Source organism: Chitinophaga eiseniae (assembly GCF_012641265.1).
GTDB classification, from domain to species: domain Bacteria; phylum Bacteroidota; class Bacteroidia; order Chitinophagales; family Chitinophagaceae; genus Chitinophaga; species Chitinophaga eiseniae_A.
Window position 1 is genome coordinate 240,039 of sequence record NZ_JABAHZ010000009.1, and the last position, 15,478, is coordinate 255,516.

Consider the following 15,478-nt stretch of genomic DNA (forward strand, 5'->3'; position numbering starts at 1 on the left):
GTGCATACAAACACCTACGCGCAGCCATGTTAAATTAATATGAACAACTATTATTTGCGGAGAGAGAGGATCAACAGGATGGTGATATAGTCTTTCAGGCCCACCTTCATTATTTTCAGGGCTTTTACCAGGTGGTTATTAACTGTTTTCGGAGAAATGTTCAGGGTATCCGCTATCTGCTGGGTATTCAGGCCACGGATACGGCTTAACGTAAATACTTCACGGCATTTTTCGGGGAGCAGGTGAATATATTGGTTCACCATCGCATTGAGCTCATTGAATGATAACTGATCGAGGGTATTGTTGGTCACCACGGTTAATGGCGCCTGTTGCAGGTATTTTTGATGCGACGACTGCTTGCGCCAGGCATTCAGCAGCTGGTTTTTCATAACCCCATACAGCCAGGCCCCTACCGGCTTTTCAGGGTCCAGGCTGGCCTTGTTCATCCACAGCGCAACAAACACTTCCTGGGTAATTTCTTCCGCCAGTTCTTTGATGCCTAGCTTATAGTAAGCCAGGTCGTACTGCTTTTCCCAATAAAAGTTATAAATATCCCGGAAAGCTTTTTCATCTCCGTTCTTCAAACTTTCTATCAGCAAAAATTCACCCGGAAGTCTCCCCATTTCGATATCCATAAGATCAATTTCCAGCCAAAAGTAATCAGCTGCGGAAAAACTGCATATCAATTTATTGTTAACATATTTTTCTAACTCCTGGGACAGCATTTCCAAAATGCCAGAGATTATTTTACCTTCAGGCCATAAATAATTGTCATGAAGATCATCAAAAAACTCTTGTGGGTATTACTGGGCCTATTGCTTATCATCCAGTTCTTTCGTCCGGCGCCCAATGTATCCGCTGCTGCGGGCGATCATGACATTATGAAAGTCTACCCCGCTTCTCCGGAAGTACAGGCTATATTACAACGCGCCTGTAATGATTGTCATAGTAACAATACCATTTATCCCTGGTATTCAAAGATACAACCGGTAGCATGGTGGTTAAACAATCATGTTGTAGATGGCAAACGTCATTTGAACTTCAGCGAATTTCTGGGTTACCGCATTGCCCGTCAATATAAAAAGATCGGAGAAGTAGCCGAAGAAGTGAATGAAGGCGGCATGCCATTATCTTCCTATACACTGGTACATACCAACGCAAAGCTGAGTGCTGACGAGAAAAAACAACTGAACGACTGGTGTGATGGCATCCGTGCGGCGATACAGGCAAAATACCCGGCGGATAGCCTGGTATTGCCTAAGCGGAAAAAAGCTTAGTGGCTATTAAAATACAACACCCAGTGTAAATACATTGGCATTGACAGACCGGGTACCGAAATTAACCGACTGGCCGTCTTCCGCAATGCTTTTCGGTGACCGGTACTTATATCCCCGGTACACATAGGAAACAAAAACGCCCATGGTATTGAAGTGCCAGGCTACGCCGGCGCCGGCGCCATAAAAGAATTTGCCTGACTGGTTGTAGGTAATGGGTTGCTGGCCACCACCAGTAGACAAGGGTACATTTTCGGTACGGTCTACACTGTATACATTATATCCAAACTGCCCGTTGATATAGGGCTCGAGGTATTTAAACCGGTGCTTTACTTTCAGGTCGGCAAAAACCGGCATCAGGGTGCGGCCTTCAAAGGAGGTAACTTCTACCCCCGGCCCAATGCCGATGGCATTAAACAGTTCCACGTTACCGGTTAATCCTCCGCCAATACTACCATCATGCGCCATTACATACACATACCCGCTCAGCAATTTATTGATTTGGGCAAATCCCAGCGTAGGCAGCAGCAATAAACAGCATAGTAACTTTTTCATAACAGCCTTTTTATCGGGTTCTTTCTTGTGTAACAGCCAGCCAATCGATATTGTTGCCTGTTACCGGGTTCAATTTGCTAAAAAGCCCTGCAAATATGCCGCTGTATGCCCGTATACAGCCACATATCTACAGGGACTTTAAATAGCGCTTTTTAGCAGGCCCGTGTATTTGCTAAAAAACCGAACAGGATACAATGTTAGATACCCCAGGTGACAACCCTATGTCAGCAGTTCTCCGGAAAAATTTTTGGTACATACGGACATCATCACCCCGGCCCGGTCCGTTAACTGCTTCGACCACCCCATAAAAGCGGAATTACTCATCAATGAATCGATGGTTTCCAGGGGCGCGCCGGGAATCACCAGGATGTCGGGTGGTAGCATAATAACAGCTTTGATGAAGGCACAAAATTATACCTGCATAGTGGAGAAGCAGCTTTACAAAGCGGGATAAGTCGTTAGAAAAACGGGGAATATGAAACGATCGGGCTGATTTCGTTTTAATTTAAAATAACCTGTCCGGGATGGACCTGGTAGGTAAGTTGAGTGACGGCACTCAGGTTATCCAGGAATATTTTGATGTCGTCGTCTTTGTTTATTCCGCCGGTAAACCGGAAGTCCACCAGGGAAGGGCTGTTATTCACCACTACAGACACGCCATACCATCTTTCCAGCACTGCTTTGATTTCATTGATGTCTGCATTCTGGAAGAAATAGCGGCCTTCTTTCCAGGACAGCTCTGTGCCTTGATTGGTGTTGTGTACCTCTATTTCATCATTGCTGGTCGTTGTAGCAGTGGTACCGGCTCTCAGGAGCATCTTTTGCTTAGCCGTTTGAATATTTACGGCGCCGCTTACCAATGCAACCCGGGTATGTTTATTATCGTAGGTATTTACGTTGAATGCCGTTCCGAGCACCTGTATATCGCCGTTCCTGGTATGTACCATAAACATGCGGCCGGGATCCTGGGCCGCGTTAATATAGGCTTCTCCGTTAACCCAGATTTCTCTTTTACTGCCAGAGAATGCAAGGGGCAGGGATATGGTGGTATTGGCATTTATTTGTACGTCTGACCCATCGTTTAGCTTGAGGTTAAAGATCTTACCGGGCGGTACTATCAGTTGGCCGGTACCGTTCATCTCTGCGGGCGCTTTTACCAGGAGCGCTCCCATACTGCGATCGAACTGAATGCCATACTGACTGAAATGTGTTCTTTCATCGTCCAGGTTGATACTCCTGCCATCCGGGAGTACCAGGCGGGTATTTTTCCCGCCTGGTTGCGCCGGATCATTAACAGCTAATTTAGGTTTAGCCGGGGCGAAATAATTCCCTTTGTACACCAAAAGGATGATCGCCAATACCGCGGCAGCAGCTAATAAGGCTGCTATGCCGCCTTTGGGGGAAGCCAATATGGATAATGGCCGTTGCCTTTTTCTTTCAATTACTGGTGCTGGCCTTTCGATGGGTGCTAATGGTTCCCATAAGCGATCATCATGGAGCCTGGCAAAATGGCTGTCGACATCTTCATGAGCATAGCGCGCGCAAAACTCCTCCCACCTGGCCTTTAAGGCCGGGTCGTCTTCTATCATTTCGTTTAAGCTGTTTAGTTCCCGGTCAGGTAAAGCATTCGACAGCTTCAATGTGAAATAAATTTCTATTTCTTCCTCCGTGAGTTTACCCATGATATCTTAAAAAACGCAGTACCCTTGTTAATCTTTACGCCTAAGCACAATCTATATATTTCATTTTCAGGGATTTGATGGCATAGTTTAAATACGCATCAACCGCATAGGTGTTTACTAACTCAGATATGGCAATTTCACTAAATGTCAAAAGTTATGGTTTATTAATGCCGCCCAATCTCCCACAGTACAGCATATAGCGCGTTCAAAAAGTTAACTGAGTTATCAAGCTGGCTATAAGCGATAAAATTCTCTATCTTATTTACTAACGATATAAAACCAAAAATGGTTTTTGGACGTACTTATTTAATTTGGTTAAAGGTTTGTTAAGTGACAGATGGACAGGCGTCACGGGCAGTTCACCTGGAAATGCTTTTTTACCAAAACAAGTCAACTAAACTAACATTGTCACGCTGGTAGGGTTTTGAGATTCAACGGTGTTTCCACCACTTAATGTTTCATTTATGACCATTTTTACCTATAGAGCAATTATTATAGGGATACTTTTTTTATTTACTTTTCATACAACGGTAGCCTTCCAGCAACCAGTGACCCCGTTGCCGGATGATATACCTGTTACACTTCGTTTTACCAACGTCGAAATTGCTGAAATTCTGAACAGCATCCAACAGCAAACAGGATTCATTTTTTTTTATAGCAACAATCTGCTCAACAACAAAGAACGACGCACGATTAAAGTCAGCAAAGTCCCCTTAGAACAGGCCCTGACACTGATCATCGACAATAAAAAATTCAGCTGGATCATCGACCGGAAGCATAAATCCGTTCGTATCGTGAGCCGTGAAGCCTCACCCGTCATTGTAGCCTCCGATTCCAGCGCTACCAGCAGTATAACCGGACAGGTAACAGATAAAGCCGGTACTCCCCTGATCGGCGCCACCTTACGTATAGCCGGCACCGGTATAGGCACCCTGTCGGACGCTGATGGAAAATTCATGCTCCAGCAAGTTCCCCAAAATGCCCTGCTGCAGGTTACCTTTACGGGGTTTCAGCGCCAGGAACTTCTTATTACAGGCAGTCAACAAGACCTGCAAATAGACCTGGTTCCCAGCCCCAGTGAGTTGGGACAAGTGGAAGTGTTGTCTACCGGGTATCAGCAATTACCCAAAGAGCGGGCAACAGGGTCGTTTGATTACCTGGATCACCAGTTGCTCAACAGGAGTGTAAGTACAGACATCCTAAGCCGTTTGGAGGGAGTATCGAGCGGGGTGCTCTTCAACAAAGCGGCCAACCGGGTGGGCTTCCCGGGAAATGGTGGTGATCCCGCCATCAGTATTCGCGGCAGAAGCACCCTTTTTGCGAATACAGCTCCCCTTGTCATCCTCGACAACTTTCCATACGATGGAGATCTCTCCAACATCAATCCGAATGATATAGCATCCGTCACCGTATTAAAGGATGCAGCCGCCGCCTCTATCTGGGGCGTTCGCGCCGGAAACGGCGTGATAGTGCTCACTTCAAAGATGGGGCAACGTAATCAAAAGCCAGTTATCTCATTCAACACCAATGTCACCATTGCCTGCAAACCCGATATGTATGCAATACCACAGCTGACGACTAAAGCATATGTAGACCTGGAGAAATTTTGGTTTGACCATGGAAAATACGATATCTCTCTTTCGTATTTACCCTATATGCAGCAATCCCCTGTTATTGATATCCTCGATAACGAAAAAAAAGGGCGCATTAGCCATGCTGATGCGGAGCAACAGCTAAACGCGCTTTCTTCCATAGATACCAGGAGTGACTATTCAAAATATTTTCTCAGAAAAGCTATCTATCAGCAATACGCCTTAAATATGTCTGGTGGCAGTCAAAATGACCAATACTATCTATCAGGTGGTTTTGACAGGAACTTATATAGTGCCGTACCTGACAATTATAACAGGTTTACCTTAAATGCAAGAAATACCTATAAACTATTACAGGAACGCCTGGAGTTAACCAGCGACTTGTTTTTCACTAAAAGCCTGACACGTTCCAGCCCTGCACGCTATAGCCCTTTGTACCCCTATGAAAAAGTTGTAGACAGTAAAGGAAATGCGCTACCGGTTATACGTGATTTCCGACAGGCCAGCAAAGACGAACTGTCCACCCCCGACTATCTCGACTGGAATTACTACCCGTTTAATGAGCGGCTGAACAATAATAACAAAACCGATCTTTCTGACTATAGAATAAATATAGGGCTACAGTATAAAATTGTTCCTGCCGTACTTAGCCTGCATATCAACTACCAATATCAACAAGGTAATACCGATCAAAGTACCCTCATGGATCAGTCGAGCTATGCGACCCGCTTGCTCATCAATGCGTTTACGCAGGTTGATCCTGCCGGCAATATTACTTACCCGGTGCCGCTGGGAGCTATTTTTACCAGTAATAGCGCTAATTACAAAAGCAATACCGGAAGGGTGCAGCTTAATTACAATCAAACCTTTTCAGCCAAACACCAGGTAACCGCCATAGGAGGTTTTGAAATAAAAGATTATAACGGTTCTAACCGCCAGACTATTTTGTATGGATATAACCCGGATAATGCAACGAATGTTCCTGTTGATTATTTTACTTATTTCACCAGGTTATTTAATGGTAACCCGGACAGAATCCCCTATGGGGATGGGCAGGGTGGCATCTCTGATCGCTTCCTGTCGTATTATATCAATGCCGCCTACACTTATGATTACAAATACTCATTTTCCCTCAGTGCCAGGAGGGATGAATCAAATCTTTTCGGCGTAAATGCCAACCAGAAGGGTGTACCGCTTTATTCGGCCGGCGTCAGCTGGTTGATAAGCAGGGAAAAATTCTATCACCTGGACGCCATCCCCTACCTGAAAATCCGGGTGACACATGGATACAATGGTAACCTGAGTAAAAACCTTTCGGCCTACACTACTGCCAAGGCAGATGGCATCAACAATTATGGTGCGCCTCAGCAGGTGATTATAAATCCCCCCAACCCCGACCTGAGTTGGGAAAAAGTACATATTATCAATGCCGGACTTGATTTTGGCGCCAGGGGTAACCGGCTAAATGGAAGTATCGATTTCTTTTCCAAGAAAGGACAGAATCTCATCGGCAATAGCCCTGTAGCACCTCAAACAGGCAATACGCAATTCACCGGTAATACAGCCGACATGCTCACCAAAGGTATTGACTTAACGCTCAATAGTATTAACATAAAAGGCGCATTTACCTGGACCACCAACTTCCTGTTTAGCTATGTCAGGGATAAAATCACCGACTATAAGCTTCAGACAGGCATCAATAATAATTACGTACAATCCAACTATATAAACCCAATCGTAGGACGCCCGTATTCGGCCATATTTGCGTATGCCTGGGCAGGCCTTGACAACAACGGAAATCCGCAGGGGATCATAGATGGAAAGATCAGTGAAGATTATGGCGCCATCTTAAACTCTACCAACCGGGAGAGATTGGTGTATAAAGGTCCGGCAAGTCCTTCTTTCTTTGGAGGCATTCGTAACAACTTTTCCTATAAGGGCGCCGAGCTGTCGTTTAACATCACCTATAAAATGGGATACTACTTCAGGAGAGGATCCTTCAATGCCACTAACGACGGCTATATGCAGGCCGACTACGACAAGCGTTGGCAGCATCCCGGAGATGAGAAAAGTACCAGTGTTCCTTCCCTCGTGTACCCGGCAGACGATCAACGGGATGCCTTTTATAACGGCGCGGAAATATTGGTGGAAAAGGGAGACCAAATCCGGCTGCAGGATATACAGGTAGCTTATACGTTAAGACGAAAAAATAACCCGTTGCTGTTTAACAGCGTAAAAATATATGGATATGTTAATAACCTGGGAATACTATGGCGAGCCAATAAACTGAAACTTGATCCTGATTTTGTGGGAAATAGCGGATATGCCACGCCTGCTCCCACCAGCTATTCTTTTGGAGCAACCGTCAATTTCTGATGCTTTAATTTTCTCTATGACTAACTATAAAAAATACCTGGTATTAATGGGCTGCCTGCTTTACGTTGCCTGTTCTAAAAGCGACTTCCTCGACAAAAAGCCCAATACCAATATTGTGGTCCCCAGCAGCGTGGCTGATATGATACAGCTATTAGACAACCAGGATATCTTCCGATCAAATAGCGTTTCCATGGGAATCATGTCAGGAGATGAATATTGCTATCCTTCCCCCGATGTATACAATGCGCTGACAACCAAAACAGAAAAAAACTGCTATATATGGAACCAGGATATCTATAATGGCGAAATTGCTATCCCTGACTGGAATCAGCCCTATCAATCGATCTACTATTGCAATGCAGTATTGGAGCAGTGGGATAAGCTGGCAACGGAGCAGCAAAGCAGTGTGCCAGGGCAGTTTGTCAGGGGAGCCGCGCTTTTCTTCAGGGGCTTCTCTTATTATAATCTTGTTTCTGTTTTTTCACCCGCCTACGACGAAAGCAAAAAAACAACAGACCTGGGCGTTCCCTTAAAAGAATCGGCTAATATCAATGAAATTAAGCAGCGTGCAACGTTAGGAGATACCTATAACCAGGTACTTTCAGACCTGACATCTTCTATAGGCTACTTCTCTAATACCTTCCCTGCACAGAATCGGAACAGGCCTTCCAAAGCGGCTGCCTATGCCCTGCTGGCGAGGGTATGTTTGAGTATGCGAAACTATGCCAGCGCTGCAAAATATGCCGATAGCAGTTTATCGTGCTACAACAAGTTAATTGACTACAATACACTCGATACCACTGCCAGGTATCCTCTCACCATTTACAACGATGAACTTATATTATTAAACGCTACTGCTTTTTACTATGGCGCCGTTTTAACCGGATCTGCCTCCCTGGTGAATATCGATAGTAGCTTAATTAGCCTGTTTGATGACAACGATTTAAGAAAACCTGTTTTCTTCAGGAACGAAACAGGAGCATTCATCCCCAAAACAGTGTATGCGGGACGCGGATCATATCCCTTCACAGGGCTTGCCGTGGATGAAGTTTACCTGGTAAAAGCTGAAAGCGATGTCAGAACCGGCAGGTTAAACGATGCCATTACCACCATGAACACATTATTAGCAAAAAGATACAAGGCAGGTACATTTAAACCCATTACGCAGCAGCCAGCCGATCAGCTATTGCGTTCCATTCTCTTGGAAAGAAGAAAAGAACTGGTATGGAGGGGCACCAGGTGGACAGACTTAAAACGCTTAAACAAGGAAGGGGCAAATATTACCTTAAAAAGGGACCTGGATGGTAAAACATTCACCCTTTCCCCCAATGATCCCAAATATGTGATGCCCATTCCCGCAGACGAAATAGCGATCAGTAATATCCAGCAAAATATAAGATAGTTATGAAAAATTGCCTGCTATCAATTTTTCTGATAACCACCTTATTACACAACGCTTTTTCAAACGCCCCGGGGAATGGCGCTATCCACCTCAAAGTAGTAACTTCCGATGTTTCACTTATTGGGAAAGACTTCCAGGTAGAGCAATATATCTATTACACACCGGCTACTATCGAAGCGTTCTGTAACACATTCACTAAAAAAATAACCGGTAAAACGCTGTCTTTCTCAATTAAACAGGATCAGCGCTTTGCATATATCAGGATTGTGCCACCAGCTCCTTACCTGGAGATCACCGATAAATTATTGTTGACCACATCGGGAGATGATATTGTCATAAAACTGGACGGCGGCAAAATCACTTTTATTAGTTCCCCCCAATACCAATGTCAATTGGTATTGGCATCAGTACCCCCCGAAACCACCTCCGAGATAACGCCAGACGATGCCAGTACGTTAGAAAGGGGATTCAAAGAACTGGACGGTGTATTGGCTAGGCAGCTGTTAATACTTACCGGGTACAAGACGAAGATCGATCCCCAGTCATGGAAAATTCTCGAAATGAATGCCGTGTACAAAGCATATTCAGACAAACTGACCTATTTTATATTTTATTTCCGGCAATCGAGAGATCCAATCATGCGGGGCAAAATGGCAACAATTGTTGAAAAATTGATGGCAGGCATTGATTTGGCAGCAGTGGACGCTGCAACAGCATTAAATTCATCTCCATACCTGTATTACCTGTATCTAAAGGAAAGATGCCGTGCAGAATCCCGTTATTTAAATAACGATCCTAATAGCGATTATGGATTCAACGAATTACATTCCAGCTTTATGCAGCACTATTCCGGCCCAACACGGGACAGGCTGTTAACCACATTAATATTTTCTACTAACTTTTTTGGAAAGATAAATTTACTGGATGTATTGGAAAAAGACCTGCCCATCATTGCGGATCCCCCCAGCAGAAACCTGCTTATCAATAAACGTAATGCATTGGGACGGGGAAAAAAAGCCTATCCATTCAAACTACTGGATGAGCAGGGGCAATGGGTATCTCTGGATGACTTTAAGGGGAAGGTAGTAATACTTGATTTCTATTTTAACGGGTGTACTGGCTGTGCGTTCCTCGTTAGGGCAATTGAACCCGTTTACCAGGAATTCAGGAATCATCACAATGTAGCTTTTGTATCTGTCTCAATCGATTCATCCAGAGCGCTCTTCCTCGAGTCGGTAGCATCCGGAATTTATACGCATAAGGGGGGCGTTAACCTATACACCAACGGGGAAGGAATGGAGCATGCCATCATAAAATACTATGGTATCACAGGATATCCGAAGCTTATCATTATTGGAAAAGACGGGAACATTGTTGATGGCGATCCGCCCATTCCGACAAACAATGGCTCCAACTCCGTTGATAAGCTAAGATCCATTATTGTTCATGCAATTGATATCACCGAAAACCCTCGCTGATATTGTGGAGGTTGCCCATGGGCAGCCTCCACAAAACAGCCTGCTATCAAGGTAAATAAATCTTGTTAACATTTGTTTTCACCGAACCTCCGGCTGCCAGGATCTGTGCAGCCGTTGGCGTTACACCTGCTCCGAAATCTATAGGAGAGCTATAAGCACAAATCCTTGTAGAGGAACTGGCGCAATTAGCGGCGTCATAGGTAGTCGTCAATTTGGTATAGGTACCATTGTTGAGCAAATTCACATAGGTGTAGTCGACACGATGATTGGCGGCATAGGCTGTTGCCAGGCCAACGAAAGCAGCTGTTGCAGCCAGGGCAAATTTTACGATTTTCATGTTTAGAAACTTTTAATGATTAACGATAGTGATTGAATCTTACTGACAAGTAATATGTTAGATTTTATGTTGACTGTAACTGATGACTACAGGATGTATTACCAGGATGGTTATACCAGCACATTCCTTTCGTTTGTCTTGCCCCCGGATGTTTGTCTCATCAACCAAAACGCTACCCCAATCAGGAGCAGAATAGCTATATTAAGTACCAGGTGCTCATTCCAGGTTAATGAAGAAATGAATCCTCCGCAAGTACAGGGGATCCTTCCATAGTAGTTCAACTGTATTAAACCAATATACCCTGTAAATAACATCATCAAAACCATGGATACATATAATCCGGTTTTCCTGGTGAGTGGTAGCACAAGCAGTATTACTGCCAGTATTTCTGCCGCCGGCACCGCATAGGTAAGAAAGGCGCTAAACCAGGGAGCAAAAGGTTGGGCCTTCATCGTTAACACATATTCATGAAACATCATCAGCTTACTGGCAGGCGTATATACGAACAGGAATACCAATCCCATAATAATCAGCTCCAGCATTACTTGTTTCTTTTTCATTGCATTATCTTTTGTCAATAATGTGTTTGTTTTAACATCAGCTGGATGAAGAGAAGAGAATAATACACATATCGTGCGGCATCATTATTATGATCACATTTTCGGTTTTCAATTACTTTAAATGGCATCCTCATGACCTGGTTTCCTTAACGACAAATAGCCTCACTTCTGACATGATCATTTCAATGCAGAAGGAATCTTGCTGGACATAGTATAAATTTCCCGGCTACTTTTTATTGAATAACGTTGGCATTTCTTTATGCTGCAAAACTAAATTTTGCCACTGCGCTATTTTTGCAGTGAGTAAAAATTCATAATTCGAAACATGGCATGGCGTCCCTTTACTTTTCCCGGGTAAGTTGCTGTAACAAAGCCGTTTCTGCGCTATCGAACGGCTTGCCATCCCTGTGAAAAATATCATGGTACCATAGTACCGGTTCCTCTTCTCCACCTTTATTCCCCTGCGGGAAGTTGGTTTGTGTTTTACCGGCCACCAGCCCCCAGTTGATAGCCGCGATATTGTTTTTCTTCAACATCGGCGTGATGATGGCAAACGTACTCTTGTTAACCCGCTTCATATACTCCGTACAAAACAGGGGCCTGTCATATTTCCGGAGACTATCAATCGCCTCCTGCATCACCGTGGAATCCCGGTAATTATGAAAGCTGATCACATCAGAGTTTTCCAGCTGAAAGGCATTGAAATCTTTAAAATCTTTGTTCCAGATGCCGATCGTCACCGGCTGGCTCAAGGCTACCGCCCGGGACCAGGCCACCACATTCTTCAACAACGGCCAGCTTTTATCGCCGTGCCCGAAGTGGCCCGGCTCATTGTACAGGTCCCAGGCCAGTACCCGGGTATCATCTTTTAAAGTAGTTAATATATCTGTTACGTAATTGCGTAACGTATCCATTAATTCAGGTTCCCTGTCTATCCGGCCTCCCGGATCTTTTAACCAGCGACTGTTATGCACACCGGGAATAGGCGGTTCCTGTGGGCCGCCATGGTATTCATCCCGCCAGCAGTCATCAAAGAAAACGAACATCGTTTTTACCTGGTGCTTATCTGCTATCTGCAAGTATTGCCCGAGCCGCTGCTTAAACCCGACAGCATCCTGTACCCAGGCCTCGTGGTGCAGGTATACACGCATCACATTCAGTCCTATGGACGCTGCATATCCCAGCTCCCGGTCTATCGTTTGCGGATCAAACGTGGCGGCCTGCCACATTTCCAATTGATTTACCGCCGTAGAAGGAATAAAATTGGCGCCGCAAAGCCATGGCTGGGCGGCATACCAGCGTTGGGCTTTGTCTTTATCCCAGAGCTGCTGCGCGTGGATGGCCGACGAATAAACCAACAGGAACAATATAATGCGGGTAAAATAGCGATTCATAGTGTTAGTACTGGAGGATAACAAAATTGATAGTCCTTTACATCTGCATGTGATGTCGAGGTGACACAATTAAAGCAATTCCGGGGTAACAAGTGTTAATCGAATGTTATGATTTGTTGATTTAGCGTATATGCGCGATTATATATCTATATCAAAAAATATACAGTCAAATGTTACAACCGTAAAGGTAGCACGAACAATACAGGAACAACTTTTCCGGCACAGGAGCCGGGCTTCCATTTAGGCATCTTAGTCACTGCATTGACTAACGCCCGTTCCGCCGGCGACCATTCAGCCAGTGATTTATTCAATATTCCCGCGGCAATTACTTTGCCGGTTGTATCAATAACAAAACGACAGAAAAAGGTGGCCTGGAACTGCTCTTGTTCAGGATACCTGAAATTTTTGACAAGGAATTTCGCTAATGCGGCCTTCCCTCCGGGGTATTCCGGCATGTGATCTACCTGTGTAAAAACGTTCATGCCTGCCACGGTATCGAACTAATGCGGGCATGGCTTCACTTCCAGGTCGCCGTAGCTTAAGTGTAGAAAGGTGGCTAATATTGCGATGATGGTCATTTTCATACTATAACTGTTCTAACTAGATTGTCATCTCCGCAACGCGTCTGCATACCCATAGAAACTAACCGATAGAATAATGCCAGCGATTAATACCAATAACCCCGATATGAAAAATAGCCAGCTGTAATTACTTCTTCTAAAAAACAAAATAATGCTTATCAGCCAATATAGTCCACCCACTGCCACCAAGCTATTTCCAAAAAAGTCATAGAATATTCCATCCAGCGGAGAATAAGCTACTAAAAATCCGGCTATAACAGCCAATAACATCAGTAACAGAAAAAGTACAATAGTCCGTTTCATCATGCAAAAAATCACTTCCTGCCAGTGTAACCGAAGCCCAGCTATACGCTTGCTAAGCTTTCAGTTTTTTGTTACTAACTGTGACTTCAAAGTTACAAATTCATAAACTATTTAAAATACTCGGGAGAACATTTCAGAAGTACTTCTAACCGGTAGGAGTTATAAAAATTCTTAACCTCCTGTTCTTCACCAAGAAAAACAAATCCTTGGTATGCCGATACTAGATGATGGCGTATTAGAAAATGAAGAAGTTTCGCTACAAACTGATTAAAAGCCTCCATGAGTCAATGAAATTTATCTTTTCTAATCAATAAACTATCACTTGGCGGGTTCATATGTACTGTACCTTTATACACCAACCCTCTGGTATAATCCAGCGTATTTGAAAGTGTATCAAAATATACTACCTCTATCACTTTAGACCCATTGTATAATGCAGCATCATTGACTAGATAAAAAACTGTATTATAGGGCATTGTCCTGATTGGAAATTTAATAAAGCCTCCCCCACTCCCTAATTCTGCAATCGAATAAAACTCAATCAATGCACTTGTATCACTATTATCAGTAACATACATAGCTGAATTTATTGCTCCATTATAAGTATCATTAACATATACCTGTTTATTGTTCTTAAGGCGGTTGTACATTCTTTTACCATCAAACCGCAAATAAAAAAAATATATAGGGCTCAATACTCCAACCATGGCCATTAGTACTAACATTGTCCCAACCATTATTCTAAACTTTCTTTTTGATAACACAGCCTTCAATTTTATTGAATTGAGTCTCCAATAAATGTCAATACGATTTATTTGTATATTTGGCTTTAACAAGACTATCTTTTTTCAAGATGCTATCACTCGGTGGATTCAGATGCACAGTACCTTTATAAACAAATCCTCTTGCGTAATCTCTGGTTTGGGATGCCGTATCAAAACGTACAACCTCCACCACTTTAGACCCATTATACAGCGCTGAGTCGTCAACCAAATAACAGGCTGCATTATATGGTAACATCTTAATAGGAAAGTTAATTATACCTCCTCCAGCGCCCAACTCTTCTATTGAATAATATCTAATCAACGCGCCGGTATCATTATTTCCAGTAACATACATAACACAATTGATTGCTCCGCTATACGTTTCATGAACATATACCTGCCTGTGATCTTTCACACGTTCATACATCCTCTTACCGTCAAACCATAATAAAAAAAAGTATGCAGGGCCTAGTACAGCCCATAAAGCTACTATTACTAGCATGGAACGAATCAATATCTTAAACTGCTGCTCTGTTAACATATATCTTCAAATCTTAAAATAAGAACCCTATCTATAATTAATTCTCTCTTTCTTCAGTTCATAATCAAAGATATTCCATTTATGCTCATATTAGTTAATTTGCTTAAACGCTGTAGAATACTGTCATCTAGTACCTAATCCAGCTTAAAAATGGCTACTTTCGGCAAAAAATTCAGAGAGTTCAGGGAAGCTAAAAGCCTTTCCCAACAAGAGTTGGATAAACAAATGAAGACTTCATACACTGTCATCGGCAAATATGAACGTGATGAGATGCTTCCTTCTATTGAAGTCGTAGAAAAAATAGCAAAACAACTTGATACTACTGTGGGTTATCTGCTCCGAGAAGCTACCAGCAGTAATACATTTAAAGATCCTGTCATGTTGCAGCGCCTTAATGAGATTAGCTCTCTGCCTGAAGAGGATAAACACTGTATTCTATATACTATCGATAGCCTGTTACAGAACGCCAGGACTAAAAAGGCATTTGCGCATAAGTAACAAAACCCGGTCAGTGTAGTGCACCCAAAAGTTTGGACAAAAATGACTATTAATTTAAGCGGCTTTAGTTCGGTATTGTACTGGACTCAAGCCGTTTAATTTTAATTTGATCCTATAGTTATTGTAATAATAAATATATTT

Annotated in this window: 16 protein-coding genes; 5 read left to right on the plus strand and 11 right to left on the minus strand. The window is 43.4% G+C overall.

Translation table 11 applies throughout. The annotated features are described in order from the left end of the window. Positions 1–50: 50 nt before the first annotated feature. Positions 51–635: an RNA polymerase sigma factor gene (locus tag HGH91_RS27720; RefSeq protein ID WP_168742491.1), complete on the minus strand. Its 585-nt coding sequence runs from the start codon at positions 633–635 to the stop codon at positions 51–53. 138 nt (positions 636–773) lie between these two features. Between HGH91_RS27720 and HGH91_RS27725 the strand changes: the two genes are divergently transcribed. Further along, on the plus strand, positions 774–1,277 hold the full coding sequence (locus HGH91_RS27725; protein ID WP_211092454.1) for a heme-binding domain-containing protein: 504 nt from the start codon (positions 774–776) through the stop codon (positions 1,275–1,277). 6 nt (positions 1,278–1,283) lie between these two features. On the opposite strand, the gene HGH91_RS27730 is transcribed toward HGH91_RS27725, so the two are convergent. The 3 genes from HGH91_RS27730 to HGH91_RS27740 all read right to left on the minus strand — a co-directional run bounded on the left by HGH91_RS27730 (position 1,284) and on the right by HGH91_RS27740 (position 3,511). Continuing rightward, the gene (locus HGH91_RS27730) at positions 1,284–1,829 is read right to left on the minus strand and encodes a hypothetical protein (protein WP_168742492.1); all 546 of its coding nucleotides are present in this window, start codon (positions 1,827–1,829) and stop codon (positions 1,284–1,286) included. Between the two features lie 219 nt (positions 1,830–2,048). Continuing rightward, positions 2,049–2,213, minus strand: a complete 165-nt coding sequence (locus tag HGH91_RS27735) for a hypothetical protein (protein WP_168742493.1) — start codon at positions 2,211–2,213, stop codon at positions 2,049–2,051. Positions 2,214–2,329: 116 nt separating this feature from the next. Beyond that, on the minus strand, positions 2,330–3,511 hold the full coding sequence (locus HGH91_RS27740) for a FecR family protein (protein ID WP_168742495.1): 1,182 nt from the start codon (positions 3,509–3,511) through the stop codon (positions 2,330–2,332). Between the two features lie 464 nt (positions 3,512–3,975). Here HGH91_RS27740 and HGH91_RS27745 point away from each other — a divergent pair, with 464 nt between their 5' ends. The 3 genes from HGH91_RS27745 to HGH91_RS27755 are packed head-to-tail and all read left to right on the plus strand — an operon-like array spanning position 3,976 to position 10,359. Continuing rightward, complete coding sequence (locus HGH91_RS27745; protein WP_168742497.1) at positions 3,976–7,479, plus strand: SusC/RagA family TonB-linked outer membrane protein; 3,504 nt, start codon at positions 3,976–3,978, stop codon at positions 7,477–7,479. 16 nt (positions 7,480–7,495) lie between these two features. Continuing rightward, positions 7,496–8,881 (plus strand): RagB/SusD family nutrient uptake outer membrane protein, encoded by a 1,386-nt coding sequence (locus HGH91_RS27750; protein WP_168742499.1) that lies wholly within the window; start codon positions 7,496–7,498, stop codon positions 8,879–8,881. 2 nt (positions 8,882–8,883) lie between these two features. Further along, positions 8,884–10,359 carry a TlpA family protein disulfide reductase gene (locus tag HGH91_RS27755; protein ID WP_168742501.1) on the plus strand — a complete coding sequence of 492 codons (1,476 nt, stop codon included), beginning with the start codon at positions 8,884–8,886 and terminating at the stop codon, positions 10,357–10,359. A 46-nt stretch (positions 10,360–10,405) separates the two neighbouring features. Here the strand turns inward: HGH91_RS27755 and HGH91_RS27760 are convergent, their stop codons facing one another. From HGH91_RS27760 to HGH91_RS27785, 6 genes are all read right to left on the minus strand, one after another. Beyond that, positions 10,406–10,696: a hypothetical protein gene (locus tag HGH91_RS27760; RefSeq protein WP_168742503.1), complete on the minus strand. Its 291-nt coding sequence runs from the start codon at positions 10,694–10,696 to the stop codon at positions 10,406–10,408. A gap of 110 nt (positions 10,697–10,806) precedes the next feature. Further along, positions 10,807–11,256, minus strand: coding sequence for a MauE/DoxX family redox-associated membrane protein (locus HGH91_RS27765; protein ID WP_168742505.1), 450 nt, complete (start codon positions 11,254–11,256; stop codon positions 10,807–10,809). A gap of 341 nt (positions 11,257–11,597) precedes the next feature. Beyond that, entirely contained in the window at positions 11,598–12,650 is a 1,053-nt protein-coding gene (locus tag HGH91_RS27770) for a cellulase family glycosylhydrolase (RefSeq protein ID WP_168742507.1), read from the minus strand. Between the two features lie 173 nt (positions 12,651–12,823). Then, positions 12,824–13,132 carry a hypothetical protein gene (locus HGH91_RS27775; protein WP_168742509.1) on the minus strand — a complete coding sequence of 103 codons (309 nt, stop codon included), beginning with the start codon at positions 13,130–13,132 and terminating at the stop codon, positions 12,824–12,826. Between the two features lie 686 nt (positions 13,133–13,818). Beyond that, positions 13,819–14,298, minus strand: coding sequence for a hypothetical protein (locus tag HGH91_RS27780; RefSeq protein WP_168742510.1), 480 nt, complete (start codon positions 14,296–14,298; stop codon positions 13,819–13,821). Positions 14,299–14,335: 37 nt separating this feature from the next. After that, positions 14,336–14,839 carry a hypothetical protein gene (locus HGH91_RS27785; protein ID WP_168742511.1) on the minus strand — a complete coding sequence of 168 codons (504 nt, stop codon included), beginning with the start codon at positions 14,837–14,839 and terminating at the stop codon, positions 14,336–14,338. Between the two features lie 150 nt (positions 14,840–14,989). Here HGH91_RS27785 and HGH91_RS27790 point away from each other — a divergent pair, with 150 nt between their 5' ends. Then, a complete protein-coding gene (locus tag HGH91_RS27790) occupies positions 14,990–15,337 on the plus strand; it encodes a helix-turn-helix domain-containing protein (RefSeq protein WP_168742512.1) in 348 nt (115 codons plus the stop codon). Positions 15,338–15,391: 54 nt separating this feature from the next. Here HGH91_RS27790 and HGH91_RS27795 read toward each other — a convergent pair. Then, positions 15,392–15,478: IS3 family transposase (locus tag HGH91_RS27795; protein WP_168737886.1), on the minus strand; the 87-nt coding region annotated here is incomplete at its 5' end.